This is a genomic window from Streptomyces sp. TLI_053 (assembly GCF_900105395.1).
Lineage (GTDB): Bacteria > Actinomycetota > Actinomycetes > Streptomycetales > Streptomycetaceae > Kitasatospora.
Genome location: NZ_LT629775.1, coordinates 1883501 through 1908869 on the forward strand (window position 1 = coordinate 1883501; position 25369 = coordinate 1908869).

The following is a 25369-nucleotide window of genomic DNA, read 5'->3' on the forward strand; positions in this document are numbered from 1 at the left end:
GACGGAAGAACCACAGCACGCCGGGACCACCCGGGCACCGTCCGCGCGCATCCGTCCCACCCGACCCACCGGACGCTCGGAGCGCGCGGCACGCCCGGGGTGACACACGGTCGGCGGCCCGCCGGTGCCGCCCGGGCTGCCGGGTCCGGGGGCCGGTGCCAGGCTGGAGCGGACGATGCCGACGCGTGGTGGCGACCCGCGCCGCCGCAGCCCCGAGAACGGTGGTCCCCCGATGAGCCCGACCCGGAGACTGGCCGAGCTGCCGTGCGGACGCCGCGGCAAGTGGGTGGTACTCGCCCTGTGGCTGGTCCTGCTGGTGGTGGCCGGCCCGCTGGCGGGCAAGCTCACCGACGTCGAGGACAACCAGGCGTCCAGTTGGCTGCCCGGCAACGCCGAGTCCACCCGGGTGCTCGACGAGCAGCGCGCCTTCCAGCCGGTGGACACCGCCCAGGCGGTGGTGGTCTACGTCCGGGACGGCGGCATCACGGCCGCCGACAAGGCCGAGGCGGCCGCGGACGCCCGCGCCTTCGCCTCCGCCCCGCACGTGGTCGGCCCGGTGACCGGGCCCGTGGAGTCCTCGGACGGCGAGGCGCTGCAGACCGTCGTGTCGGTGGACATCGGCACCGGCGGCTGGAAGGACCTCCGCCCGGCGGTGGACAGCCTGCGCGCCACCGCCGCCGAGCACAGCCTCGGCATGACCACCCATGTCACCGGTCCGGCCGGGGTCGGCGCCGACCAGGCCGAGGCCTTCGCCGGGATCGACTCCACCCTGCTCGCCGCCACCGTCGCCGTGGTGATCGTCCTGCTGCTGCTCACCTACCGCAGCCCGGTGCTGTGGATGCTGCCGCTGTTCTCCGCGGCCGGGGCGCTGGTGGTCTCCCAGGCGGTGATCTACCTGCTGGCCGACCACGCCGGACTGACCGTCAACGCGCAGAGCGCCGGCATCCTCGTCGTGCTGGTGCTCGGCGCGGGGACGGACTACGCCCTGCTGCTGACCGCCCGCTACCGGGAGGAACTGCGCCGGCACGAGGACCGGCACGAGGCGATGGCCTTCGCCCTGCACCGGGCCGGTCCGGCGATCCTCGCCTCCTCCGCGACCGTGGTCGCCTCGATGCTCTGCCTGCTGGTCGCGGAGATGAACTCGACCAGCGGCCTCGGCCCGGTCTGCGCGATCGGCGTGCTGGTGGCGCTGGCCGCGATGCTGACGCTGCTGCCGGCGCTGCTGGTGATCCTCGGACGCTGGGTGTTCTGGCCGGTGAAGCCCGCCTACGGCACGCCGGAGCCGACGCGCTCCGGACGCTGGGCGCACGTCGGCGAGTGGATCGCGCGGCGGCCGCGCAGGGTGTGGATCGGCACCGGGCTGGCGCTCGCGGCCTGCTGCGTCGGGCTGGTCTCGCTGAACGCCACCGGGCTCAGCACGGCCGGCAGCTTCACCGGGACACCGGACTCGGTGGTCGGCCAGCAGGCCCTGGAGGCGCACTTCCCGGCCGGCACCGGTGCACCGCTGAGCGTCGTCTCGGCGGCCGCCGAGAGCGGCACGGTCCGTGAGGTGACCGGGGCGACGCCCGGGATCGCGAGCACCACGGAGCCGATGTTCCACGAGGGGCGGGCGCTGTTCCGCGCGACACTCACCGACCCGCCGGACAGCCAGGCCGCCAAGGACACCGTGGACCGGCTGCGGAGCGCCGTCCACGCCGTGCCGGACGCCGACGCCCAGGTGGGCGGTTCGACGGCGGTGATCCTGGACGCCGGCCGGGCCGCGACCTCCGACAACCGGACCGTCATCCCGCTGGTACTGGGCATGGTGCTGGTGATCCTCGCCCTGCTGCTGCGCGCGGTCACCGCGCCGCTGGTGCTGATCGCCACCGTCGTCCTCTCCTACGCGGCGGCGCTGGGCATCAGCGCGTTCTTCTTCGAGCACGTCTTCGACTTCGAGGGGCAGGACAACGCCTTCCCGCTGTTCGTCTTCGTGTTCCTGGTGGCACTGGGGATCGACTACAACATCTTCCTGATGACCCGGGTGCGCGAGGAGGCGGCGCAGCAGGGCACCCGGCGGGGGGCCGTGGCCGGACTGGCCGCGACCGGCGGGGTGATCACCTCGGCCGGTCTGATCCTGGCCAGTACCTTCGCCGTGCTGGGCACCCTGCCGGTGGTGGGCTTCGCCGAGATCGGCTTCGCGGTGGCCCTCGGCGTGCTGCTGGACACCCTGGTGGTGCGCTCCGTCCTGGTGACCGCGCTGACCGTCGACCTGGACCGGCACATGTGGTGGCCGAGCGCGTTGTCCGGACAAGTTCCTCCGTCCGAGGACGAGTTGGCCAGACAGCTTTAAGTTACCAATGAGTTCATATGGTTATCGTTCACTGTCTGGACGAGCGTGGCCCGATCTCGCTTCACTGCGCACATGCCAACTCCCTCCACGCGCCGCCCCGGCGCGCGCCTCGCCGCGGTGTGCACCGCGGCCGCCGCCCTGCTCGCCCCGCTCGCCGCCGCGCCGAGCGCCCTCGCCGCCCCCGCGGAGGGCACCGCCGCCACCGCGCTGCCGACGGTCGCGCCGCTCAAGGTGCTGACGTACAACATCTTCCTGATGAGCAAGAGCCTCTACCCCAACTGGGGCCAGGACTACCGCGCCAAGGCCATCCCGGCCACCGGCTTCTTCCAGGGCCAGGACGTCGTGGTGCTCCAGGAGGCCTTCGACAACGCCGCCTCCGACGCCCTGGTCGCCCAGGCCTCGGCGCAGTACCCGTACCACACCCCCGTCGTCGGCCGCTCGACCAGCGGCTGGGACGCCACCTCCGGCAGCTACAGCTCCACCACGCCCGAGGACGGCGGGGTCACCCTGCTCAGCAAGTGGCCGATCCTGCGCAAGGAGCAGTACATCTTCAAGGACGCCTGCGGGGCGGACTGGTGGTCCAACAAGGGCTTCGTCTACGCCGTGCTGAACGTCAACGGCGTACGCACCCACGTGATCGGCACCCACCTCCAGTCCACCGACTCCGGCTGCTCGAACGGCCAGCCGGCCACCGTCCGGGCCGCCCAGCTCAAGGCGATGAAGGCCTTCGTCGACGCCAAGAACATCCCGGCCGCCGAGCCGATCGTGCTCGCCGGCGACCTCAACATCGACTCGCACGGCAGCGAGTACCCGTCGCTGCTGGCCAACGCGGGCGTGGCACCGGCCACCACCCGCGACGGCTGGGTCAACTCCTTCGACACCGCGGACAACTCGATCGCGGCCTACCGCTACCCCGGCGAGCCGAAGGAGGACCTCGACTACGTCCTCTACCGCGCCGACCACGCGCGCCCGGCCGCCTACACCAACTCGGTGGTCCGCTTCCACAGCGCGCCGTGGACCGTGAGCAGCTGGGGCACCAGCTACACCTACAACGACCTGTCCGACCACTACCCGGTCACGGCGGGCTGAGCCCCGGCTCCGCACGGCGGTCCACCGGGGTCAGCCGGCCCCGGTGAACCGCCGGTAGGCGGCGGCCAGCCCGGCCTCCAGCGGGCGGCCGCGCGCCGTGAGGCCGGACGGGCCCAACTCGTCCAGGGCGGTGGGTGTTCCGTCCTGCCCGGGGTCGACCGGGGGCGGCACCCGGCCGTGCCAGTAGACGTCCAGCAGCTCGGCGAGCGGCCGGTCGGCACCGCGGTCGGCGCGGATCACCGGGTCGCGCTCCGGTCCGGTCACCGGGTGACGCTCCGGTCCGGTCAAGGGGCCGCGCTCCGGTCCGGTCACCGGGTGACGCTCCGATCCCGTCATAGGGTCATGCTCCGATCGAGTCCGCGGACAGGGTGAGCAGCTCCCGCAGCCGCTCGGCCGGGAGTTCGGCCAGCCACTGCTCGTCGGCGCCGAGCGCCGCCTCGGCCAGGGTCCGCTTGGCGGTGAGGAGTTCGTCGATCCGCTCCTCCACCGTGCCCGCGCAGACCAGCCGCCGCACCTGCACGTCGCGGCGCTGCCCGATCCGGTGCGCGCGGTCGGTGGCCTGGTCCTCGACCGCCGGATTCCACCAACGGTCCAGGTGCACCACCTGGTTGGCGGCGGTCAGATTCAGCCCGGTGCCGCCCGCCCGGAGCGACAGCAGGAACACCCGCGGCCCGTCCGGCGACTGGAAGCGCTCGACCATGGCGTCCCGGCGGGCGCGCGGCACCCCGCCGTGCAGATAGAGCACCTCCTCGCCCAGCTTCCGCCGCAGGTACGGCCGGAGCATCGCACCGAACTCGGCGTACTGGGTGAACACCAGCGCCCGGTCCCCCTCGGCCAGCGCCTCCATCAGCAGCTCCACCAGCCGCTCCACCTTGCCCGAACGGCCCGCCACCGCCGTGCCGTCGTGCAGCAGCTGGGCCGGGTGGTTGCACACCTGCTTGAGCCGGCCGATCGCCGCCAGCACCGCGCCCTTGCGCTCGACCCCGCGCAGTCCGCCCAGCCGCTCCAGCAGATCGGTCACCACCGCCCGGTAGAGCCCGGCCTGCTCCGCGGTCAGCGAGCAGCTGACGGTGAACTCCTGCTTGGCGGGCAGGTCCCGGACGATCTGCGGATCGCTCTTGCGGCGGCGCAGCAGGAACGGGCCGGTGACCCGCCGCAGCCGGGCCGCCGCGTCCACGCTGCCGGTCTGCTCGACGGGGTTGGCGAACCGCTCCCGGAACGACTCCGGACTGCCGAACAGCCCCGGGTTGGCGAAGTCGAGCACGGCGTGCAGATCGGCCAGGCGGTTCTCCACCGGGGTACCGGTGAGCGCGATCCGGGGGCCGGAGCGCAGCGAGCGCAGTGCCCTGGACTGCCGGGCCGAACGGTTCTTGATGTGCTGCGCCTCGTCGGCGACGATCCGCCGCCAGTGGATCCGGCGCAGTTCGGCGGCGTCCCGCTGGACCACGCCGTACGTGGTGATGACCAGGTCCGGGAGGCCGGCGGGGTCGGCGGGGCCGGTGGGGTCGGCGGCCGGGTCGAGACCGGTGCCGGTGCCGGGCGCGGCCGGGGCGAACGCGACCGGGGCGGGCGCGGTGCGGTCGGGGCCGTGGTGGACGTGCACCCGCAGACCGGGTGCGAAGGCCGCTGCCTCCCGGCGCCAGTTGCCGACCAGCGACATCGGACAGACCAGCAGCACCGGCCCGACGGCCCCGCGTTCCCGTTCCAGGGCGAGCAGCGCCAGCGTCTGCACCGTCTTGCCGAGGCCCATGTCGTCGGCCAGCACGGCGCCCAGGCCGAGCCGGCCGAGCGCGTCCAGCCAGGCCAACCCGCGCCGCTGGTACGGTCGGAGGGTGCCGGTGAAGCCCTCGGGCAGCTCCGGCACCCGGTCCGCCGGGCCCGGCCGGCCGGCCAGCAGGTCGCCGAGCGGCCCGGCCGCCCGCACCTCGGTGACCGGCAGCCCGTCCACCACCGCCCCGTCGTCCAGGGCCAGCCGCAGCAGTTCGACCGGCGCCATGGTGCCGGTGCCGTGCTCGGCCAGGAACCGCACGGCGACGGCGAGCTGGTCCGGGTCGACCTCGACCCAGCGGCCGCGCAGCCGGACCAGTCCCTGCTGGGCGGCGGCGAGATCGGCCAGCTCCCGCTCGGTCAGGGTGAGGTCGCCCAGCGCGAGCCGCCACTCGAAGGCCAGCACGGCGTCCCGGTCGACCTGCGCGGTGCGCCGCACGGCCGCCGGACCGTCGGCGGGCGCGGCCGCCGTCAGGACCAGACCGAGCCGGGGGCGGCGCTGCCACCACGCGGGCAGCAGTACGGCGAACCCGGCGGCGGTGAGCGCGGGCGCGTCCTCGCGCAGGAAGCGCAGGGCCCCGGCCCGGCCGAGCCGGGCCTCGGTGGGGAAGCTGCCGGTGAACAGGGCGCGCAGCTCCGGGGCGACCCGGACGGCGCGGGCCAGCTCCTCGTGGAACGCCTCGACCGGATCGCCGGCCCCGGCGGGGACGGCGTCCACCAGGGCCTCCCGGGCCGGGTCGCGAGCGCCGGGGCGCAGCGAGGCGGCCGGGACCACCAGGGAGGGGCGGTCGACGGCGCGGACCAGCAGGTCCAGCCGCCAGGAGTCGGCGTCGTCCCCGGTCGTACCGGTGTCCGGGCCGACGACGGCCGGGTCGGCGTCGTGGCCGAGCGGCTCGGTGAGGCGGAAGTCGAGCCGCAGCGGCCCGTCCGCCGGGCGGGCCGTCTGCCAGACCGCCAGCCGTTCGGACAGTCCGGCGGGCGGCGCCTGGCCGAGCCGGGCGTCGGGCGAGTACAGGGCGGCGAGGAACGGTTCGGCGGGCGGGTCGAGGTCGGCCAGGGCGACCCGGGCCTCCTGGTCGGCCAGGGCGTCCAGCACCCCGGTGAACAACGCGGCGGCGGTCGGCGGCGCGGGAGTACCGGCCGGGTCGGCGGAGGCCGCCGCCGGGTGCTCGGCCCGGCACACCGGCGGACAGCCCGCGACCAGTGCCGCCGACTCCCGGCGGGCCGGTGCGTCCGGCGCGGGCCGCCAGCGGGCGTACCACTCCCCCGCCTCCTCGACCGGCACCGGCAGCAGCCGCCCCCGCCCGACCAGCCGCCAGGCCAGGTCGTGCACGGCGGCCAGCCAGCGCACCGAGGCCCCGTACGCCAGCTCGGCCGGTGTGCCGTCCGGCAGCTGCACGGTGGCGCCCGGCCAGTGCGGATCGTGCAGCGCGCCGAGCAGCTGGGCGGCCTGGGACCGGTCGAAGAGCAGCGCGGGCACCCGCCACGGGCTCAGCCCCACCCCGCGCGGGCCGGCCCCGACCGGCAGGTCCGGTGACGGCACCGGCCGCCCGCCGAGGCTGGGCAGCAGCAACCCCGTCCACCGCTCGCCGGCCTGTTCGGCCAGCCACCCCAGCCCCGGCCCGACCGTCCCCAGCAGCCGCGCCACCTCCCCGGCCGGGCAGGCGAACGGGTGGGCCGTACCGCCCCGGCCGGCCCGGTCGCCGGGCCGGTACGCGTCACCCCGGTAGACCGCCGCGTCCTCCGCCCAGACGGCCAGCCGGCCGTCGGCTCGCCAGAGCGCGTGCAGGGCGTACATCGGCGGGCGACACCTCTCGACGGGACGGGTCTCCCAGCCTAGGCGCTGCCTCCGACAACGCCCGGCGGGGTCGGCGGCCGCCCGGGGGCTCGGCGGAAGGTGCGGCGCAGGTGGGCGCTCAGCGCGGCGGCGGTCGGCGCGGGGAGCCTGGCCGCCAGGTAGCCGTCCGGGCGGACGACGAACGCCTCGCCGTCGGCCGGCGCCCAGGCGGTGCGGAAGGAGCCGGCGGCGTCGCGCGCGTACGGCAGCAGCAGTCCGTCCGGCACCTCCGGGGTGTCCCCGGCCAGCACCACGTGAACGTCCAGCAGGCCGTGCGCCGCCGTGCGGGCCGCGTCGGCGAGCGCGTGCAGGTGTCCCGCCCGCGCCGCGCCGTCGGGCCCGGCGGCCGCGTACAGCAGCAGCGTGTGGTGCGGACGGGCCCGCAGCAGGTCGAACAGCCGCTGGGGGAAGGCGGTGAGCGGCCGTTCCAGTCCGGTGCAGTCGGGCGCGCGGTCGCCCGCTCGCGGTCCGGCGCCGGTGGCGCCGTCCCCGCCGTCCTCGCCGTCCTCGCCGCCCGCGCCGTCCCCGCCGCTGAGCGGTCCGCCCCGGTAGTTCACCAGCAGCTGGGCCTGGCGCAGCAGCACCGTGGTGGGGTCGTCTGCGTCCGCCTCGCCCCGGGCGTGCCGCACGGTCCGGCCGACCACCTCCGCCCCGACCGGGTGGCGCTCGGCGTGGTAGCTGTCGAGCAGCCCCTCGGCGGCGACGCCGCGCAGCGCGAGCGCGAGCTTCCAGGCCAGGTTCCAGGCGTCCTGCACGCCGGTGTTCATGCCCTGGGCCCCGGTGGGCGGGTGGATGTGCGCGGCGTCGCCGGCCAGGAACACCCGGCCGACCCGGTACCGGTCGGCCAGCCGGTGGCTGATCCGGAAGACCGAGGACCAGCGCAGCGCCCCCGCGGTGGCGGGACGGGGCGAGAGGCGGTCCAGCACCGCCTGGATGTCCGCCAGCCCGGGCCCCCGTCCGCCCGCCAGCCCGTGGGTGACCTCCTCGGCGGCCGAGCCGTCCGCCGCCTCCTCCGGCCCGGCCGGGACCAGCATCGACATCCGGTAGCGGCGGTGCCCCGGCAGCGGGATGCAGACGAGGACGTCGTCGGGCGTGCCGTCGCCGGTGCGGCGCAGACACCGCACGCCGTAGCCCCGGGGCAGGTCCCAGTCGACCTCGACGTCCCCGAGCATGTACCGCTCCGGGAAGGCGTCGCCCGCGAAGCCGACGCCGATCGCGCGGCGCACCCGGCTGTGCGCGCCGTCGCAGCCCAGTACGTACCGCGCGCGCAGCACGGCCGGGCCGTCCGGGGTCGCCAGTTCGGCCCGGACGTGGTCGTCGTCCCGGTCGAGGCCCTGGTCGAGTCCGAGCAGCTCGGTGCCGCGCTCGACCCGCGTCCCGAAGCCGGCCAGGTGCTCGGTGAGCAGCCGCTCGGTGGTGTCCTGCGGCAGCGCGGCGAACCGGTAGGGCACCTCGGCGGGCAGCTCCAGCTCCAGCCGCGGGCCGGGCTCGCCGTCGACGAAGGTGAGCTGGCCGAGCAGCGGCACCGCCTCGTCGAGCACCGGGCCGACCAGGCCCATCGCCTCCCACACCTCCAGGGTGCGGGGCTGGATGCCGACGGCCTTGGCGTACGGCTGGGGCTGCTCCAGCCGGTCGACGATCCGGCACCCGACGCCGCGGCGGCGCAGTTCGGCGGCGGCCGTCAGCCCGACCGGTCCGGCGCCGACGACCAGGACCTCCGTCTCGGTGTCGTCCATGAACCGTGCTCCTCGGTCCCCGAGCCGTCCCCCTCCCAGACTGCGCCGACCGTTCGGGGCACCGCCAGTCGTGCGCCGGCGCGACGGCACGGCCACCGCCCGGCGACGGCCCCACGACGGCCCCACGGCGGGACGCCGCGAACGGTCGTGACCGGAGTTGCCGCTTTCCCTCAGCTGACCGAGTCCCGCGCCCGGTGGGGTGATTCGCTCGACACCGACGGCGCGGGGAACCGACCGCGTCGGAGGACCGATCGAGGGAGCAGTCATGGGCAAGGAGTTGTCGAAGAACGACATCGTCCGCAAGGCGCAGAGCGACTCGCGGATCCGGGCGAAGCTGGAGGTGGGGGTGGACATGTCCCTGGACGACGTGGTGCGACTGCTGCGCCAGTTCTTCCTGGGGGACGCGACCGCCGACACGATCGAGGCCGCGGCCCACGCCCTCTACCACGACTGACCGGCCCCGGGACGGCCCGCCGGTGCCCCCCGGACCCGTTCGGCGTAGCCCCCCTGATGCCTCATCTGACATGCGCGGCAAGGGATTTGCCCCTACGTTGCGTTGCGAGGGGGTCACCGAAGGAAAGGCGAACACTCCATGGCCGGCAAGTTCGAGCTGTACACCGACGACAGTGGCATGCACCGGTTCCGGCTCAAGGCGAGCAACGGGACGATCGTGGTGACCGGCGACCCGCAGGAGAACCGGGACGACTGCCTCAAGAGCATCGAGTCGATCCGCAAGCTCGCGCCCTACGCGGAGCTGAAGGAAGCGGCCGCCGGCGCGGCCTGAGCGGCTCGGTGACGTCCCGGTGACGTCTCGCTGATGCCCCAGGGAGGGCTGGACGCGGGTCGGTGGCACAATTCGCCGACCCGCGTTCGTTTGTACGACAGATCCCTTTGGCCGCCTGCACGCCGGACCCGGACAGAACACTGGCATGCGTGTCGTCATCGTCACCGAGTCCTTTCCCCCCGAGGTCAACGGCGTCGCCCACAGCGTGCTGCGGACCGCCGAGCACCTGCTCCGCCGGGGACACCAGCCGCTCGTCGTCACCCCGGCGCCCGCGCGCGGCGCGCAGAGCCCCTCGCACACCTTCGGCGCCGGCGGCGTGCCGGACGAGCTGCCGGTGGTACGGGTGCCCTCCGTCCCGCTGCCCGGCTACCCGCAGGTCAGGATCGCGCTGCCGAGCCGCCGGCTGGCCGCCGCGATCCAGGGCCACCGGCCCGACCTGGTCCACCTGGCCAGCCCGTTCGTGCTCGGCGCGCGCGGCGCCCAGGTCGCCGCCCGGCTCGGCCTGCCGGTCGTCGCCGTCTACCAGACCGACCTGGCCGGGTACGCGCACGCCTACCGGGCCGGGCGCGGGCTCGGCGAGGCCGCCGCCTGGCACCGGATCCGCACCGTGCACGGCCTCGCCGCCCGGACCCTCGCGCCGTCCACCCCCGCCGCCCAGGACCTCACCGCGCACGGGGTCTCCCGGGTCCAGCTGTGGCCGCGCGGCGTGGACTCGGCCCGCTTCCACCCGCGCCACCGCGACGAGGCGCTGCACCGGGCGCTCGCCCCCGGCGGCGAGGTGCTGGTCGGGTACGTCGGACGGCTCGCGCCGGAGAAGCGGGTGGACCTGCTGGCCGAGACCGCGACCCTGCCCGGCGTCCGGGTGGTGATCATCGGCGACGGGCCCTCCGCGCCGGGGCTGAAGGCCGCGATGCCGGGCGCGGTCTTCCTCGGCCGGCGGACCGGCGAGGAACTGGCCCGATGTTTCGCGACCCTGGACGTGTTCGTGCACACCGGGCCGCTGGAGACCTTCTGCCAGACCATCCAGGAGGCGATGGCCAGCGGCGTCCCGGTGATCGGCCCGGCCGCCGGCGGACCGCTCGACCTGGTGGCGCACCACCGCACCGGCCTGCTCGTCCCGCCGCGCGACGGCACGGCGGTGGCCCGGGCGGTGACCGCCCTGGCCGGGGACGCGGAGCTGCGGGCGGCGTACGGGCGGGCCGGGCGGGCGGAGGTGACGGCGCGCACCTGGGAGGCGGTCGGGGACCTGCTGCTGCGGCACTACGCCGAGGTGCTGGCGGAGCACCGCGGGACGACGGTCGCGGACGTGGCGGGGCCCGGCGCGGCGGTCGCGGACGTGGCGGTCGCGGACGTGGCGGTCGCTGACGTCGCGGAAGCGCAGGTCATGGTCGCGGACGCGGCGCTCGCCGATGCTGTGGGAGCCGCCCCGAGCGAGGGCCCCGTCCCGTCGCCGGTCGCCGCCCCGGCCACGCTTCCTGCCTCACCGCCGGCCTCACCGCCGGTCTCACTTCCGATCGCCCCGGCGACCGCCCCGCTGACGGAGGAACTGCCCGCATGACCACCGGCCCGCTCCGGATCGTCCGGGTGGCCAACTTCGTCACCCCCGTCTCCGGCGGACTCCGTACCGCGCTGCGCCACCTCGGCGCGGGCTACCGGGCCGCCGGGCACACCCCCGTGCTCGTGGTGCCCGGAGCGCGCCGCGCCGTGGAGGAGGACGAGCAGGGACTGGTCGTCACCCTGCCCGGCCCGGTGCTCCCCGGCAGCGGCGGCTACCGGTTGCTCACCGACCGCCGGGCGGTGGCCGCCGAACTCGAACGGCTCGCCCCCGACCGGCTCGAGGTGTCCGACCGCACCACCCTGCGCTGGACGGGCGCCTGGGCCCGGCGGCACGGTGTGCGCGCCGCGATGGTCTCGCACGAGAGCGCCGTCGGACTGCTGCGTACCTGGGGCCTGCCGGGCCCGGTCGCCGGGGCCGCCGCGAACCGGCTCAACGGCCGGACCGCCCGGACCTACGACACGGTGATCTGCACGACGGACTGGGCGGCCGCCGAGTTCCGCCGCCTGGGCGTGCGCAACCTCGCCCGCGCCCCGCTCGGAGTGGACCTCGCCACCCTGCGCCCGCCGGACGACGTCACCCGGGCCGCCGAACGTGCCCGGTACGCGGAACCGGACCAGGTGCTGCTGGTGCTCTGCTCCCGGCTCTCCACCGAGAAGCGCCCCGAGCTCGCGCTCGACGCCCTGGAGGTGCTCCGGTCCACCGGGCCGGGCCCCGGGGCGGTGCTGGCGGTGGCCGGCACCGGGCCGCTGCGCGCCCGGCTCGCGGCCTCGGCCGCGCGGCGCCGCCTGCCCGTGCACTTCCTCGGCCACCTGGCCGGGCGGGCGGCCGTCGCCCGACTGCTCGGCTGCGCGGACGTGGTGCTCGCACCGGGACCGGTGGAGACCTTCGGCCTGGCCGCGCTGGAAGCGCTCGCCTGTGGCACGCCGGTCGCGGTCAACCGGGGCTCTGCCCTGCCCGAACTGGTCGGCACCGCCGGCGTGGCCGCGGAGCCGACCGGCGCGGGGTTCGCGGCGGCGGTGCGCGAGATCCTCGCCCGCCCCGAACCGGCCCGCCGCGCCGCCGCCCGCGACCAGGCCGAACGCTACGGCTGGCCGACGGCGGTCGCGGCCTTCCTCAGCGCCCACGGCGCGGCCCCGGTCACGGCCGGCTGAGGCCGTCGGCCGCGTTCCGGACAGCAGGGCAGCCCGACAGCACGGCACCGGGACACCGGGACACCGGACAGCGGGACACCGGACAGCGGATCCGCACGACAGCGACAGGAACGGCCGGACCGGAGGGTCCGGGAACGGTGGGAGGTGCGATGACCACGATCGCGGCGGTGGACGGAGACGGCGGAGGCGACACCGGACCCGGTGCCGCACGGGGAGAGGCCCGCCCGGGCGGGCGGACGACCGGCGAAACGGTGCGGTTCGTCGCCCTGGGCGACTCCCTCACCGAGGGCATCGGGGACCCGATCGCCGACGGCTGGCGCGGCTGGGCGGCGCTGCTCGCCCGGTCGCTGGCCCCGCCGCAGACCGGGGTCGAGTTCACCAACCTCGCGCGCAGCGGCGCGCTCACCACCGACCTCGCCGCGGAGCAACTGCCCGCGGCCCTCGCGCTGCGCCCGCGGTTCGCCGCCGTGGTGGCGGGCGGCAACGACACCCTGCGGTCCGGCTTCGACGTGGAACGCACCGCCCTGGCCCTGGACACCGTCCTCGGGCGGCTCACCGACAGCGGGGCCGTGGTGCTGACGGCCTGCCTGCCCGACCCGGGTGCCCTGCTGCGGCTGCCCCGACCGCTCGCCCGACCGCTCGCCCGGCGGATGCGCGCGGTGAACACCGTGGTGCACGCGCTCGCCGTCCGCCACCGGGCCGTCCACCTGCACCTCGCCGAGCTGCCGTGGACGGCGGAACGGCAACTGCTCAGCGTCGACCGCCTGCACCCGAGTGCCGAGGGCCACCACCTGATCGCCCGCGGCTTCCACGACCTGCTGGCCGCCACCGACCACCCGCTCGGCCCGGCCCCCGCCCCGGAACCGGCCGAACCCCCGCCCGGCACCCTGGCCGACCTCTGGTGGATGGCCACCCGCGGCACCCGCTGGGTCCTCGACCGCAGCACCGACCTCCTCCCCGGCCTGGTCGCCCTCGCCGCCGTCGAGGGCTGCGCCCGCCTGCGCGGCTCCACCGACCGCCAGGACCGCAGAATGACCGAGGCCACCACCACCGCCCTCACCGCCCTCCCCCACCCACCCCCGCACCACCCCGCCTGACCACGGCAACGACGGGGATCGTCGGAACGGGCTCCGCCCACGCATCCTGGCGCTGTACGACCTGCGCTTCACGAACGCCGAACCGGCCCGAGCCGCCCGGGACGGCCGTCGCCCCGCCCCGTCGAAGTCGCTGCACCGGGTCACCTCCTGGCAGTGGACGGCGCTCCGGTGCAGGACGGGCCCGTTCTCCGACGGGATCGCCACGGCCGAGGGCCGCGCCCGGCTCCGCGGTCGACTCGAGGCCCCGCGGATCCGCGGGCTGCACCGTGCCGGCCACGAGATCGACGATGCGGACATTCCGCCGGTCCGCCACCATCACGGGGTGCCGTGGCCGGCCTGACAAGAGCGCGGCGACCGACACCCGTCGACACTCACGAACACCCCGGCCGCAGCCCTCCCACCGCCACGAGGCACCGGTCCCACCGGGGCGGCGGGGAACCGGGGCAGCCGGGCGCGGTGTCGTGACACGTGACCGAGTGGACACGGAGGGGGCACGGATGGCGGCGGAGGGCTGGGGTCAGGAGCTGCTGGCGGCGGCGGGGGTGCTGTTCCCGGACGGGCGGGGGCGGGTGCTGGTGGTGCGGCTGCCCTACGACCGGAAGCACCCGGTGGCGGTGCCGGGCGGGGGCTGGGACCCGGAGGACCGGTCGCCGCGGCGGACGGCGGTGCGCGAGATCGAGGAGGAGCTGGGTTTCACGCCCCGGCTGGGGCCGCTGGCCTGCCTGGACTGGACACTGGACGACGACCGGCCGCCGATCGCCGCCCACCTGTACTGGGCCGAGCCGCTGACACCCGAGCAGGCGGCGGCGTTCACGCCGGACCGGGCCGAGGTGGGCGGGTGGGCCTGGCTGACGCCGGAGCAGGCGGGCCGCGCGCTGCCGCCGCGGCTCTCCCGGCGGGTGACGGCCTGTCTGCGGGCGCCCCGCGCGGCCGGACCGCTGGAGCTGGAGGACGGTCACCCGGTCGGGCACGCCGTCGACGCACCGGCACCCGGCCCGGTGCCGGAGTACACCGGCGAGGCGGGACTGTCCGGGCTGTCCGCGCGGTGGCCGGCGTCGGCGGGCGGCCCGACGGCCGGCGACGCACCGCCACCGCTGGACCGGGCCGCCTACATCGCCGGCCGCCCGCGGATCCGGGCCAAGGCGCGGACGGTGTTCACCGACCGGCAGGGCCGGGTCCTGCTGGTACGGCTGCGGCCGTGGGAGCTTCCCGGCGGCGACGTACCGCACTGGACGCTGCCGGGCGGCGGTGTCGAGGCCGACCGGGAGCTGCCCCGGGCGGCGGCCCGGCGGGAGGTCCGGGAGGAACTGGGCTGGTCCTGCGAGCCGGGTCGGTTGCTGGCCCTGGACTGGATGCCGGGGCGGGCGGCCGATCCGGCCGCGGACAGCGACACCGCCCGCCTGGTGTTCCTGTTCGACGGGGGCACGGTGGGTGAGGAGTTGCTCTCCTCGATCGTGCTGGCCCCGGAGGAACTGGTCGAGTGGCGGCTCTGCGCGCCGGCGGAGGCGCGGGCGCTGCTGACGCCCGCGTCCTGGGCCCGGACGGCGGCCGCGCTGGCGGCGCGGAACCGGCCGGGCGGCCCGGCCGAACTGGTCGGCGGGTACCCGGCCGGTTGAGCCGTCCGGGTCGGGCCCCGGGGACGGGCGGCGTCCCGCCGGTCCCCGGGGGCCGCTCGCGGACGGCGGCGTCCCCGCGGCCGACCGGACCACTGCTCGGCCCGGTCGGCCCGCTCGACACACTCGGCCCGCTCGACCAGCTCGACCAGCTCGACCGCCGGAGAGCCCGACGGCGGGTCCGACGGCCGGGAGCCCGACGGCCGGACCGGCGCCGGTCAGACCTCCAGATCGGCCTCGATCTTGATGAGCTGGTGACGGGCCATCGCCAGGTTCGCCCGGCCCTTGTCCAGCGCCAGGTAGAGGAAGAGGCCCTTGCCGCTGCGGCCGGTGAGCGGGCGGATCAGGTGGTACTGGCTGCTGAGGGTGATGAGGATGTCCTCGATCCCGTCACCCAGGCCGAGCATGTCCATGGTGCGCATCTTGGCCCGGACCACGTCGGTGTTGCCGGCGGCGGCGACGTTGAGGTCGAAACCGCCGGGGCCGTCCAGGGTCGCGAGCGCCATGCCGCTGTTGTAGTCGACCAGGGCCGCGCCGATGGCGCCCTCGATCACGGTCATGGCCTGCTTGAGCGCGCCTGCGGCGTCGGTCATGTCACTGTCTCCAGTTCGTCGGTGGTCGGTACGCCGAAAAGTCGGTACGTCGATGGGTCGAGGTCGGTGGATCAGTAGGTCTTCAGGTCGGTAGGTCGATGAATCGGCCCGCCGGAGGCCCGGGGCGGGTGCCGGCACTCCCGGGCGTCAGCACTCCCAGGTGTCAGCACTTCCGGTCAGCACTTCCGGTCAGCACTCCCGGGTCAGTACTCCCGGGCGTCCTTGGGCAGGAGCGTGTCGTTCAGGAGCGCGGTGATGCGCTGGGCGGAACGGCGGGCCTCCAGGTGCAGGCGGCCGACGTTCGCGTCCGGGTGGGCGAGGAGGGTGAGCACGCAGCTTCCTCCCGCCGCGTAGGTGGCGACGTAGCCGTGCTCACCGCGGACCAGCGACTCCCGGAACTCGCCCTGGCCGGTGCTGTCGGCGAGCCGTTGGGCCAGGCTGAGCGAGGCCGCGGTCATCGCCGCCAGGCCCGAGGGCTCGGTCCCGTGGGTGTCGTGGGCTACCAGCAGGCCGTCCACGCTGGCCACCAGACCTCCGGCGAGGTGCGGTACCCGGTGCTTGATGGCGCGGAGTTCGGCCAGCAGCTCGGTCTCCAAGGCGATCAGTTGTCTCCTTCCGACACGCTGCTTGAGCGCCCGCCTCATGGCCGTGCGGGGGGCGTCGCGGGCGGAGAGTGGTTCAAAGTCTGGCCTCCAGAAGGGTTCGGACCCGGATCAGCAGCGCTGTGTCCGGGTCGGCGGCGGTGAGCGGGAGGGCGGTGGTCCGCGGCCCGGACGCGGCCTGCGCCGGAACTGACGGAGCCGCCGGAGCGGGCGGGGCGGGCGGAGCCGACGCGTGACCGGTGAGCGCGGCGAGCGCAGCGCCGGGAACGCGCCGGTGCAGACCGCCGGGCCCCCTCGGCCCCGGTACCGCGCCGACCGTCCCGACGCCCGGCCCCGGCCCGGCCCCCGCCGCACACCCGGCTCCGGTTCCGGCCCCGGTCCCCGGCCCGACTCCGGCTCTGGCTCCGGCGAGCGGGCCGGCTCCGGTCCCGGCGAGCAGTCCGGCGGCGGCGAGGCGGCGGACGTCCGCCGTGGTGGCGAACGCGGACCGGCCCAACAGCCGGGCCAGCTCCACCGCGGTTCTCCGCCCGTCCGCGCGGTCGAGCAGCTCGTACTGGCGCCGGGTCGGCGGGCGCACCCGGCGGGCGTGGCGCCCGAGGGCCGGGGCCTGGGCGGCGGTCCGGCGCAGCGGCACGGTGTCGAGCTGGGCCGAGGGCCAGATCCGGTCGAGCAGGTGCCGCCGACGTTCGGCCTCCCGGCGGAGCCGGTGGGCGCCGACCGCGGCCACCGGGCCGAGCCAGTGCCGCATGCCCGGGGCGAAGGTCCAGGAGGCGAGGGTGGCGGGGGTGTCGAGCAGGAAGCAGGCGGCGTCGTAGAGGGTGCCGAGATGGCAGAGTTCGAGTTCGCCGCGGGTCAGTCGGCCCTGTTCGACCAGCGCCTCGCCGACCCGGGCGTACGGGCCGAAGCGGTGGACGGCCTCCTGCCAGGTGCCCGGGTCGAGCCGGCCGCTGGTGGTGAGCAGGGTGGCGAGGTCGGGGGCCCGGTCGGACTCGGCGTGGGTGACCAGGCCGTCGACGAGGTAGACGGTTCCGGCGGGGCCGCGCAGGGCGCCGGTGGCCCGTTCGGTGGCGAGCCGTTCGACGGCCGCGCCCGGGGTCCAGCCGGGGTCGACGGCGACCGGGAGCACCGGCGCCACCGGGCCGGCCGGTGGCCGGAATCCGGCCTGGGTGCCGGTGTTGCGGACGGTCGCGGCGGTGCCGGTGGTGGCGGCGGTGCCGACGGTGCCGACGGTGACAGCGGTGACAGCGGTGACGGCGGGGTCGCTGGTGACGGGGTTCGTCATCCGAGCACCAGTTCCTCGGCGAGCGACTGGAGCCGGTAGCGGGCGCCGGCGAGGTTGCCCTCGGCCCGGTCCAGCCAGAGGTGCAGGACGAGCCGGCTGTCGAAGACGGTATCGATGAAGCAAAGCAGGTGGTAACTGCGGCCCGCGGTCACGATGATGTCCTGCAACGGTGCCTTGCCGTCCTCCGCCGCGGTGAAGGTGGCTCCCTCGACGGCCGCCCGGACCAGGTCGGTCGCCTCCGCCGCCGTGGTGTCGTGGTCGCCGGTCGGACTGACTCCGACGCTGCCAAGGGCGAGCCCGCTGCTCCAGTCGATCAGACCGGCGGCGCGGGCCCCGGCGATCGCCATCGCCTGGGACAGGCACTCGTCGATACCCGGCACTCGGGCTCCTTCGGAGGGGTTCGGGGAGGAAACGGCGCAGGCCACGGCGCAGGGCGTGGCCGTCGGACGCCGACCGGACCGCCACGACGAGTGGCGGGTTCGACACGGAAGGCTACTGCCGGAACTCGTACGACGAACATTCCAATGGCATATTCACACCACAACCCGGTATTTTCAGCCATCCTTTGACGCATCGTCAGCTCGGAAGGCCCACCATCACCGCTGCCCGGACGCCCGTACGTCGTACGAACGGACGATCCACCTGGCACGGGACCTTGGCCGATTCCCGGCCACGCCGATGGGTTTCGGGCCACGGGTGCGATAGGACCGAAGACACCCCGGACCGCCGGAACCGCCAGCACCGCCGGGTCCACTCCGGCGCAGCACGAAGAAGCGGCCGCCCCCCGAGGGGGACGACCGCTTCCGTTGGAGCGCCAGGCCCGGGTTGCACGGACTCTCCCTACTGAAAGTAGGACGTGCTCTGGTAGCACCGCTGACGCCTGCTCGATCGGACCCGGTCCCCGCTTCGCGAAGATCGTTTCCTTTCGACGGGATGAACAGTAGCAGGCGATCGCACCCGGTCGGAAATCGCTTCACCGACCCCCGACGCCGGACCCCGCCCGCATTTCCGTTCACCTCTTCATTCGCATGCATGTTCGATTTCAGGCGTAGGCTGGAGCCATGAGCAGCACCGCCGCCGTCCACCGCCAGCCGTCCCTGTTCGACGACACCGGCCCGGCCGGCCCGGTCCTCGGGCCGCTGACCGGGGTGCGCCGCGAGGTCCTGGGAGCGGGCGCCTGGGTGGACGTGCTGCCCGGCTGGCTGCACGGCGCCGACCGGCTGTTCGAACAGCTGGCCGCCGAGGTGCCCTGGCGGGCCGAACGGCGTGAGATGTACGAGCGGACCGTGGACGTCCCCCGGCTGCTCGCCTCCTACCGGGAGGACGACCCGCCGCCGCACCCGGTACTGGACGCGGCCCGGGCGGCGCTGAGCGGGTACTACCGGCCCGAGCTGGGCGAGCCGTTCCGCACCCTGGGGCTCTGCTACTACCGGGACGGCCGGGACAGCGTGGCCTGGCACGGCGACCGGATCGGCCGCGGGGAGCGCGAGGACACCATGGTGGCGATCCTCTCCGTCGGCGAGCCGCGGGCCCTGCTGCTGCGCCCCCGGGGCGGCGGCGGGCCGGTGGTCCGGCACCGGCTGGGCCACGGCGACCTGCTGGTGATGGGCGGCTCCTGCCAGCGGACCTGGGAGCACGCGGTGCCCAAGACTGCCAGGCCGGCGGGGCCCCGGATCAGCGTCCAGTTCCGGCCGCGCGGCGTCTCCTGACCACGGCGTCTGGCCCGCCGGGGGCGCGTCGGGCTCGCGCGGCCGCGTCGGCCCGCCGGGGCGTCACGCCCCGGCGAGGGCCGCCCGCAGCCGGGCGATGTCCTCGGCGTCCTTGGCCCGCCGGGGCCGACGCGGGTCCCAGACCGGCATCATCCGCTTGATCTCGATCTGCGCCCCGGCGGCGACGACCGGACAGACCAGCCCGCCGAGCCGCCCCGGCGGCCCGTCCAGCATCCCGGCCGGCCAGGCCGTCCCGGCCCAGGGCCCGCCCGCCACCAGCACCCGGCCGTCCGGCGCGAGGTCCACCAGGGCGAAGCTCGACTCCAGGCCGTCCTTGACGAAGTCCAGCTGCTGCTCGGGCGGAACGCCCTCCAGCCGCGCGTACCCGAGGGCGCCGAGGCCGGCGGCGAGCGCGGCGGCGTCGGCGGCCGGGGCGAACCAGTCGATGTCCTCGTGGTCGCGGGTCGGCGCGCCGAGGAAGAAGTCCATCGCCCACCCGCCCCGTAGCCAGACACGGGTGCCGAGACGGCGGGCGAGGCCCACCGTCTCGGCGATCTGCGCGAGTTGCCCGTCGGCACGTTCCCGGTCCATGGACCCCACCTCCACGGGCCCGGACGCTACACCCGGCGCAGCCCCTCCGTCGCGGCGTTCTCCGCCGGTGGACCGACCCCGGGAGTCCTCAGTCCTTGACGGCGCCCGCCAGTCCGGAGACCAGCTTGCGCTGCACCGCGATGAAGAAGATCAGCACCGGCACGGTCATCAGCGTCGAGGCCGCCATGATGCCGCCCCAGTCGTTCTCGTCCGGCTTGAAGAACACCAGCAGCGCGGAGGGCAGGGTCTGGTTCTCGGTCGCGCTGATGATGAAGGTCTTGGCGAAGACGAAGTCGTTCCACGCCGCGATGAAGGAGAACACGCTGGTCGCGGCCAGCCCGGGGGCGACCAGCGGCAGCAGCACCGTCCAGAGGATCCTGGTCCGGCTCGCGCCGTCGATCTGCGCGGCCTCCTCGATCGACACCGGCACCGCGGCGACGAAGCCCCGCATCATCCAGATCCCGAACGGCAGCGAGAACGCCAGCTGCACCAGGATCAGCGAGGCCAGGGTGTTGAGGCCGATGCCCGGGGCGAACCGGCCCGCGTCGCGGAACATGAAGAACAGCGGGATGGTGAGCGCCTCGACCGGGATCATCTGGGCGATCAGGAACATCACCATGATGGTGGTGCGGAAGCGGAAGCGGAACCTGGTCACCGCGACCGCCGCGAGGAAGACCACCAGCGCGGAGAGCACCACCACGGACAGCGCGATCACCAGGCTGTTGACGAAGTACCGCCCGAAGCCGTCCACGCTCAGCACCTGGCGGAAGCTCTCCAGGGTGGGGTGGGCCGTCCACGGCCGGGGGTCGAGCGACTGCACCTCGCCCTTCGGCTTGAAGGCCGAGAGCACCATCCAGAAGATCGGGAAGGCGGTGACGACGGCCACCAGGAGGGCGGTGGTGTTGGCGCCGAGGCGCCAGCGGCTACGGGCGTTCACAGTTCGTTCCCCGTCCTGCGCAGCGAGCGGATGTAGAGGACGGTCGGGACGACCAGGACCAGCAGCATGATCACGCCGATGGCCGCGCCCAGCCCGTACTGGGAGGAGGCGAAGGCCTTCTGGTAGGCGTAGACGTTGAGCACGAGGTTCTGGCCGGCGATGCCGCCGCCCTCGGTCATCACGTAGATCTGGGTGAAGACCTTGAAGTCCCAGATGACCGACTGGATCACCACGATGGTCAGGATCGGCCGGAGCATCGGCGCGGTGATCCGGCGGAAGGTGGTCCAGGTGTTGGCCCCGTCCAGCGCCGCCGCCTCCAGCACCTCCGCCGGGATCGCCCTGATGCCCGCGTAGAGCGTCACCATGACGAACGGGAAGGAGTGCCAGACGACGACGGCGCCGACGATCAGGAAGGCCGTCCACTTGTCGTAGAACCAGTTGAACTCGTGGAAGCCGTCCAGACCGATGCTCACCAGGGTCTTGTTGACCAGACCGAGGTTGGTGTCGAACAGGAAGCTCCACACCGTCGATCCGGTCATCGCCGGCGCCGCCCAGGCCGCCATCGCGGCGGTGGTCAGCACCAGCCGGGGCACCCGGCCCACCCTGGTCAGCAGCACCGCGAGGGTGGCGCCGACGGCCAGGGTGGCGACCACGCAGAACGCGGCGAAACCGAGCGTCTGCGACAGCACCGACCAGAACTGCCCGTCGCTCAGGATCTTCCGGTAGTTGCCGAGGCCGACGAAGCTCGTCGGCACGCCGCCGGAGGCCTGCGCCTGCCCGAAGTCCAGGACGGACAGCAGACCGAGCTGGTAGATCGGGTAGGCGACCAGCGGGATCATGACGACCGCCGCCGGCAGCAGGAGCAGCAGTGGGGTACGGCGGCGGCCGCGCGGGGGCGCGGCCGCCGCGGCGCCCCGGCGCCGCCCGCTCGGGGAGGGCGGCGCCGCCGGGGCGGTCGTGGTGGGTGCGGACACGAGCGGGACCTGCTCTCTGGATTCCCCGGGGGGCGGGCTCAGCGGGCGGCGAAGGCCGAGGTGATCTGCGTGGCGGCGTCGCCCGAGGCCTTCGCCACGTCCGCCTTGCCGGTGACGACCTGCTGGAGCATGGTCGGGATGACGGCCTGCGCGTCGATCTGCGCCCAGGCCTGGTCCAGCGGGACGAAGCGGGTGCCGGCCGCGATGGTGTCGGTGAACGGCTTCAGGAAGGCGTCCTTGGCCGCGACCTTGGCGTTGACCGACTTCAGGGTCGGCAGGTTGCCCATCGCGTCGTACATCTGCTCCTGGTAGCCGGGGCTCGCCAGCAGCTGGGCGAACTGCACGGCCAGGGTGCGGTGCTTGGCCGCCTTCATCACGCCGAGGTTGTTGCCGCCGGCGAAGGCCGGGGCGATGGTGCCGGCCTTGCTCCCGGGCAGCGGGACGACGGCGTACTTGTCCTTGGCCGCACCCGCGTCCACCTTGCTGCGGCTGGAGTTGGGCAGGATCGCCATGGCGGCCTTGCCGGCCGCGAACAGGTCGACGGTCTTGCCGCCGGTGAGGTCGGCGCACTGCTGCGCCGGGCAGCCGGCCTCGTCGAACAGGTCGGTGTAGCGCTTCACCCCGGCCTGCGAGGCGGCCGAGTTGATCGCCGCCTTGAACTTGTCGCCGTCCTTGGCGGCGATGTCGCCGCCCGCGTCCCAGACGAAGGGCAGCGCGCCGAAGGTGTACTTGCCGCCGATCGCGATGCCGAAGGTGTCGGAGTGCGCGGCGTGGATCTTCCGGGTGGCGGCGACCAGTTCGTCGTAGGAGGTCGGCGCGGCCAGTCCGGCCTCGGTGAACAGGTCGGTGCGGTAGTACAGCGCGCGCACGCCGACCCACCACGGGAGGCCGTAGGTCTTGCCGTCGAGCACGGAGGTCTTGGCGATCGCCGGGTCCAGGTCGCCCTTGTCCGCCCACTTGTCGAGGTCGGCGCCGATCTCGGCGAGACCGCCGGCCGCGACGTAGCCGGGCAGGTCGGTGTTCCCGAACTCGACCAGGTCCGGGGCGCTGCTGGGATCGTTGAACGCGCCCTTCATCTTGGCGGCGCGGGCCGAGGCGTCGGTGTCGATGTAGCTGACGTTGACGGTGACGCCCTGGTGGGCCGACTGGAACTCGGAGACCGCCTTGGCGACCACCGCCTCCTTGGCGGCGTTGCCGGCCTCGTTGTAGAGCCAGACCTGCAGGGTGCCGGTCTTGTCGTCGGCGGCCTTCTCGCCGGCCGGGACGGCGGTGCCGGGCGAACAGGCCGCGGCGGCGAGACAGGTGGCGGCGAGGACGGCGGCCGCGGTGGTCCGTCTGACGATGCGCATGGGTGGGAAGCCTCCCCTCCCGACAGCTGCCGCCGGGACGCGCCGTCGCGGACGGGCACGTCGCAGCAGGCCCTGACCGGGGCCGATGGTGGATGTGGGGGTGGTGACGCGGGTGGGTACGGCAGTGCGGCCGCTCGTCTGGGCGGCGTCGCCTGCTCGATGCCAGGGACGTTAGGCGGGGGCGCGGACGCCCAACAAGAGCCGATTCGGGAAGTTTTGCAGTGCACAACGCTGTATCGAAAAAGCGGCCCGCATGCCCGTAGGGGGTACGGTTCGACAACCGCCGCAGTCGGACGGCGGAACGAGAGGGGAACGGACCGATGACGGAGCAGACCGCCGCCACCACCGGGAAACCGCGGAAGGCGGCGGGCGAGCGCAACCAGTCCTCGTCGCTGCGCCGCGCACTGTCCGTCCTCGGCTACGTCCGCGACCACGGCGACGGGCGCGGAGTCCCGCTCGCCCAGCTCGCCGAGGCGCTCGACCTCAACAAGTCGACCGTGCTGCGGCTGACCGGCCCGCTGCTCGACGAGCACCTGCTCGACCGCGACCGGGAGACCGGCTGGTTCCGGCTCGGCCACGGCTCGCTCCGGCTCGGCCAGGCCTACCTGTCCACCCTCGACCTGCGCAGCGTCGCCGCCGAGCACCTGCGCCGCCTCCAGCGCGAGGCCGGCGAGACCGTCCACCTGACCGTCTGGCAGGCGCCCGGCATCGTCTACCTGGACAAGGTCGAGGACGAGACCAACGTCCGGATGGCCTCCCGGGTCGGCAGCCGGGCCCCCGCCTACTGCACCGCCACCGGAAAGGCGATCCTGGCCTGGCTCCCCGAGGAGGCGGTCACCGAGGTGGTCGCGGCCGGGCTGCGTCCGGTCACCGCCTGGACCATCTCCGACGAGCCCCGCCTGCGCGCCGACCTCGCCCGCATCCGCGCCCGCGGCTACTCCATCGACGACCGCGAGAACGAGCCCGAGGTCCGCTGCGTGGCCGCCCCGATCTTCGACCACACCGGAGAGGTCACCGCCGCCCTCTCGGTCTCCGGCCTCACCTCCCGGATGACCGCCGCCCGGGTCCGCGCCCTCGGCCCGGTGGTCGCCCAGGTAGGCCTGCGGATCTCCCGCGAACTCGGCTCCGACCGTCCGGTCGGGTGACGCGGGCGGACACGCTCTCCCGGCCCGGGAAACGCGAACGGGCCCGGTACCTGCTTCAGGTACCGGGCCCGTTCGACCGTGGAGCGCCAGGCCCGGGTCGCACGGACTCTCCCCGCTGAAAGCGGGACGTGCTCTGGTAGCACCGCTGACGCCTGACGAGAGATCATTCCCTCGCGACAGGAAGAACAGTACCAGTCCGGAACACCCGCCCGAACCGCAGGAGAACCACCCATGTCCGTCACCACCCCGGCCGAGACCGTCGAGTACGCCCCCGGCCGGTTCCTGGACGTCCACCGACCCCCGGCCGGCCCCGACGGGCCCTGGCCCGTGCTCCTCCTCTGGCACGGGAAGGCACCCGACTCGCGGTTCGAACTCGCCCCGCTCGCCCGGGAGGCGGCGGCGCACGGCCTGCTGGTGCTCACCCCGGACTGGCGCTCCGACGCGGCGGACAGCGGCCGCGCCGATCTGCTGGCCTCACTGGAGTACACCCACCGGCACGCCGTCGACCACGGCGGCGACACCGCGCTCGGCCTCGTCCTGGCCGGCTGGTCGATGTCCGGCCGGGAGGCGATAGCCGTCGCCACCCGGCGCGACCTGCCCGAGGACCGCCGCCCCACCGCGGCCGTCGGCATCGCCTCCAGCTACGCCCGCCCGGCGGTCACCACCGGCGAGGCACCCCTCACCGCCCTCGCCGACCGCCCCTCCCCCGTCCCGCTGTTCCTGGTCCACGGCACCGGGGACGACCTCGTCCCCGCCGACACCACCCGGGCCCTGGACACCGCGCTGCTGACACCGGCGGCCGAGTTCCTCCAGTCCGACACCGACCACGCGGGCGTCGTGCTGACCGAGTACGACCCGGCCCTCGGGCACTGCGTCGCCGCCCGCGCACCGCACGCCGTCGAGGCCGGTCGCGCAACCGCCGCCCTGCTGGCCCGCGCCGCCGGACTCCCGGCCCGCGCCTGACGGGCACGGGCCCGGCGCCTTCCCGGGCGCCGGGCCCGGCACGGGGCACCGGGCAACGGGTACCGGGCAACGGGCAGATGCGCGGCCGGGCCGCCGGGCCACTGGAAAACGCGAACGGCCCGGTACCTGAGGAGGTACCGGGCCGTTCGACCGTGGAGCGCCAGGCCCGGGTTGCACGGACTCTCCCCACTGAAAGTGGGACGTGCTCTGGTAGCACCGCTGACGCCTGACGAGGGATTCTGATTCGTTCGTTTCCCTCGCGA

Annotated in this window: 21 protein-coding genes and 1 pseudogene; 11 read left to right on the forward strand and 11 right to left on the reverse strand. The window is 74.9% G+C overall.

The window, feature by feature from the left end; genetic code table 11:
• Window positions 1-232: 232 nt before the first annotated feature.
• A complete protein-coding gene (locus BLU95_RS07320; RefSeq protein WP_093859272.1) occupies window positions 233-2329 on the forward strand; it encodes an MMPL family transporter in 2097 nt (698 codons plus the stop codon).
• A gap of 72 nt (window positions 2330-2401) precedes the next feature.
• A complete protein-coding gene (sph, locus tag BLU95_RS07325) occupies window positions 2402-3418 on the forward strand; it encodes a sphingomyelin phosphodiesterase (RefSeq protein WP_093859273.1) in 1017 nt (338 codons plus the stop codon).
• Window positions 3419-3448: 30 nt separating this feature from the next.
• Here the strand turns inward: sph and BLU95_RS07330 are convergent, their stop codons facing one another.
• The 3 genes from BLU95_RS07330 to BLU95_RS07340 form a co-directional block, all read right to left on the reverse strand.
• Complete coding sequence (locus BLU95_RS07330) at window positions 3449-3682, reverse strand: hypothetical protein (protein WP_159424814.1); 234 nt, start codon at window positions 3680-3682, stop codon at window positions 3449-3451.
• A gap of 76 nt (window positions 3683-3758) precedes the next feature.
• A complete protein-coding gene (locus BLU95_RS07335) occupies window positions 3759-6983 on the reverse strand; it encodes a DEAD/DEAH box helicase (RefSeq protein WP_093859275.1) in 3225 nt (1074 codons plus the stop codon).
• Window positions 6984-7021: 38 nt separating this feature from the next.
• The gene (locus BLU95_RS07340; RefSeq protein WP_093859276.1) at window positions 7022-8758 is read right to left on the reverse strand and encodes an FAD-dependent monooxygenase; all 1737 of its coding nucleotides are present in this window, start codon (window positions 8756-8758) and stop codon (window positions 7022-7024) included.
• A gap of 265 nt (window positions 8759-9023) precedes the next feature.
• On the opposite strand from BLU95_RS07340, the gene BLU95_RS07345 reads away from it, so the two are divergent.
• The 6 genes and pseudogenes from BLU95_RS07345 (at window position 9024) to BLU95_RS07370 (ending at window position 14964) form a co-directional block, all read left to right on the forward strand.
• Window positions 9024-9212, forward strand: coding sequence for a hypothetical protein (locus BLU95_RS07345; RefSeq protein ID WP_093859277.1), 189 nt, complete (start codon window positions 9024-9026; stop codon window positions 9210-9212).
• Window positions 9213-9350: 138 nt separating this feature from the next.
• Window positions 9351-9542: a YegP family protein gene (locus BLU95_RS07350; protein ID WP_093859278.1), complete on the forward strand. Its 192-nt coding sequence runs from the start codon at window positions 9351-9353 to the stop codon at window positions 9540-9542.
• Between the two features lie 145 nt (window positions 9543-9687).
• Window positions 9688-10845, forward strand: a pseudogene (locus BLU95_RS07355) (glycosyltransferase family 4 protein); the annotation flags it as partial.
• A gap of 251 nt (window positions 10846-11096) precedes the next feature.
• The gene (locus BLU95_RS07360) at window positions 11097-12251 is read left to right on the forward strand and encodes a glycosyltransferase (RefSeq protein ID WP_093859280.1); all 1155 of its coding nucleotides are present in this window, start codon (window positions 11097-11099) and stop codon (window positions 12249-12251) included.
• Window positions 12252-12400: 149 nt separating this feature from the next.
• Window positions 12401-13348: an SGNH/GDSL hydrolase family protein gene (locus BLU95_RS07365; RefSeq protein ID WP_093859281.1), complete on the forward strand. Its 948-nt coding sequence runs from the start codon at window positions 12401-12403 to the stop codon at window positions 13346-13348.
• Window positions 13349-13845: 497 nt separating this feature from the next.
• Window positions 13846-14964, forward strand: coding sequence for an NUDIX hydrolase (locus BLU95_RS07370; RefSeq protein ID WP_159424815.1), 1119 nt, complete (start codon window positions 13846-13848; stop codon window positions 14962-14964).
• Between the two features lie 215 nt (window positions 14965-15179).
• Here the strand turns inward: BLU95_RS07370 and BLU95_RS07375 are convergent, their stop codons facing one another.
• From BLU95_RS07375 to BLU95_RS07390, 4 genes are all read right to left on the reverse strand, one after another.
• Entirely contained in the window at window positions 15180-15554 is a 375-nt protein-coding gene (locus tag BLU95_RS07375; protein ID WP_093859283.1) for a hypothetical protein, read from the reverse strand.
• Window positions 15555-15757: 203 nt separating this feature from the next.
• Entirely contained in the window at window positions 15758-16150 is a 393-nt protein-coding gene (locus tag BLU95_RS07380) for a roadblock/LC7 domain-containing protein (protein WP_369826319.1), read from the reverse strand.
• A gap of 82 nt (window positions 16151-16232) precedes the next feature.
• Window positions 16233-17438, reverse strand: coding sequence for a hypothetical protein (locus BLU95_RS44990; protein WP_093859284.1), 1206 nt, complete (start codon window positions 17436-17438; stop codon window positions 16233-16235).
• A complete protein-coding gene (locus tag BLU95_RS07390; protein WP_093859285.1) occupies window positions 17435-17818 on the reverse strand; it encodes a hypothetical protein in 384 nt (127 codons plus the stop codon). Before BLU95_RS07390 ends, BLU95_RS44990 begins: the two co-directional genes overlap by 4 nt.
• A gap of 681 nt (window positions 17819-18499) precedes the next feature.
• Here BLU95_RS07390 and BLU95_RS07395 point away from each other — a divergent pair.
• Window positions 18500-19147: an alpha-ketoglutarate-dependent dioxygenase AlkB gene (locus BLU95_RS07395; protein ID WP_093859286.1), complete on the forward strand. Its 648-nt coding sequence runs from the start codon at window positions 18500-18502 to the stop codon at window positions 19145-19147.
• A 63-nt stretch (window positions 19148-19210) separates the two neighbouring features.
• Here the strand turns inward: BLU95_RS07395 and BLU95_RS07400 are convergent, their stop codons facing one another.
• The 4 genes from BLU95_RS07400 to BLU95_RS07415 form a co-directional block, all read right to left on the reverse strand.
• Complete coding sequence (locus BLU95_RS07400) at window positions 19211-19738, reverse strand: nucleotidyltransferase domain-containing protein (RefSeq protein ID WP_093859287.1); 528 nt, start codon at window positions 19736-19738, stop codon at window positions 19211-19213.
• Window positions 19739-19826: 88 nt separating this feature from the next.
• Window positions 19827-20675, reverse strand: coding sequence for a carbohydrate ABC transporter permease (locus tag BLU95_RS07405; protein WP_030396330.1), 849 nt, complete (start codon window positions 20673-20675; stop codon window positions 19827-19829).
• Window positions 20672-21649 (reverse strand): carbohydrate ABC transporter permease, encoded by a 978-nt coding sequence (locus BLU95_RS07410; protein WP_093859288.1) that lies wholly within the window; start codon window positions 21647-21649, stop codon window positions 20672-20674. The genes BLU95_RS07405 and BLU95_RS07410 overlap by 4 nt, the downstream gene beginning before the upstream one ends.
• 38 nt (window positions 21650-21687) lie before the next feature.
• Window positions 21688-22998 carry an extracellular solute-binding protein gene (locus BLU95_RS07415; RefSeq protein WP_093859289.1) on the reverse strand — a complete coding sequence of 437 codons (1311 nt, stop codon included), beginning with the start codon at window positions 22996-22998 and terminating at the stop codon, window positions 21688-21690.
• Between the two features lie 320 nt (window positions 22999-23318).
• Here BLU95_RS07415 and BLU95_RS07420 point away from each other — a divergent pair, with 320 nt between their 5' ends.
• Window positions 23319-24143: an IclR family transcriptional regulator gene (locus BLU95_RS07420; RefSeq protein ID WP_093859290.1), complete on the forward strand. Its 825-nt coding sequence runs from the start codon at window positions 23319-23321 to the stop codon at window positions 24141-24143.
• A gap of 231 nt (window positions 24144-24374) precedes the next feature.
• The gene (locus tag BLU95_RS07425) at window positions 24375-25106 is read left to right on the forward strand and encodes an alpha/beta hydrolase family protein (protein WP_093859291.1); all 732 of its coding nucleotides are present in this window, start codon (window positions 24375-24377) and stop codon (window positions 25104-25106) included.
• The last annotated feature ends 263 nt before the right edge of the window (window positions 25107-25369 follow it).

Coding starts and splice junctions, on each gene's coding strand:
- BLU95_RS07375 (WP_093859283.1), bottom strand. CDS start 15,554: ATGACCGACGCCGCAGGCGCGCTCAAGCAGGCCATGACCGTGATCGAG.
- BLU95_RS07365 (WP_093859281.1), top strand. CDS start 12,401: ATGACCACGATCGCGGCGGTGGACGGAGACGGCGGAGGCGACACCGGA.
- BLU95_RS07360 (WP_093859280.1), top strand. CDS start 11,097: ATGACCACCGGCCCGCTCCGGATCGTCCGGGTGGCCAACTTCGTCACC.
- sph (WP_093859273.1), top strand. CDS start 2,402: ATGCCAACTCCCTCCACGCGCCGCCCCGGCGCGCGCCTCGCCGCGGTG.
- BLU95_RS07345 (WP_093859277.1), top strand. CDS start 9,024: ATGGGCAAGGAGTTGTCGAAGAACGACATCGTCCGCAAGGCGCAGAGC.
- BLU95_RS07340 (WP_093859276.1), bottom strand. CDS start 8,758: ATGGACGACACCGAGACGGAGGTCCTGGTCGTCGGCGCCGGACCGGTC.
- BLU95_RS07415 (WP_093859289.1), bottom strand. CDS start 22,998: ATGCGCATCGTCAGACGGACCACCGCGGCCGCCGTCCTCGCCGCCACC.
- BLU95_RS07425 (WP_093859291.1), top strand. CDS start 24,375: ATGTCCGTCACCACCCCGGCCGAGACCGTCGAGTACGCCCCCGGCCGG.
- BLU95_RS07335 (WP_093859275.1), bottom strand. CDS start 6,983: ATGTACGCCCTGCACGCGCTCTGGCGAGCCGACGGCCGGCTGGCCGTC.
- BLU95_RS07350 (WP_093859278.1), top strand. CDS start 9,351: ATGGCCGGCAAGTTCGAGCTGTACACCGACGACAGTGGCATGCACCGG.
- BLU95_RS07400 (WP_093859287.1), bottom strand. CDS start 19,738: ATGGACCGGGAACGTGCCGACGGGCAACTCGCGCAGATCGCCGAGACG.
- BLU95_RS44990 (WP_093859284.1), bottom strand. CDS start 17,438: ATGACGAACCCCGTCACCAGCGACCCCGCCGTCACCGCTGTCACCGCT.
- BLU95_RS07370 (WP_159424815.1), top strand. CDS start 13,846: ATGGCGGCGGAGGGCTGGGGTCAGGAGCTGCTGGCGGCGGCGGGGGTG.
- BLU95_RS07320 (WP_093859272.1), top strand. CDS start 233: ATGAGCCCGACCCGGAGACTGGCCGAGCTGCCGTGCGGACGCCGCGGC.
- BLU95_RS07395 (WP_093859286.1), top strand. CDS start 18,500: ATGAGCAGCACCGCCGCCGTCCACCGCCAGCCGTCCCTGTTCGACGAC.
- BLU95_RS07420 (WP_093859290.1), top strand. CDS start 23,319: ATGACGGAGCAGACCGCCGCCACCACCGGGAAACCGCGGAAGGCGGCG.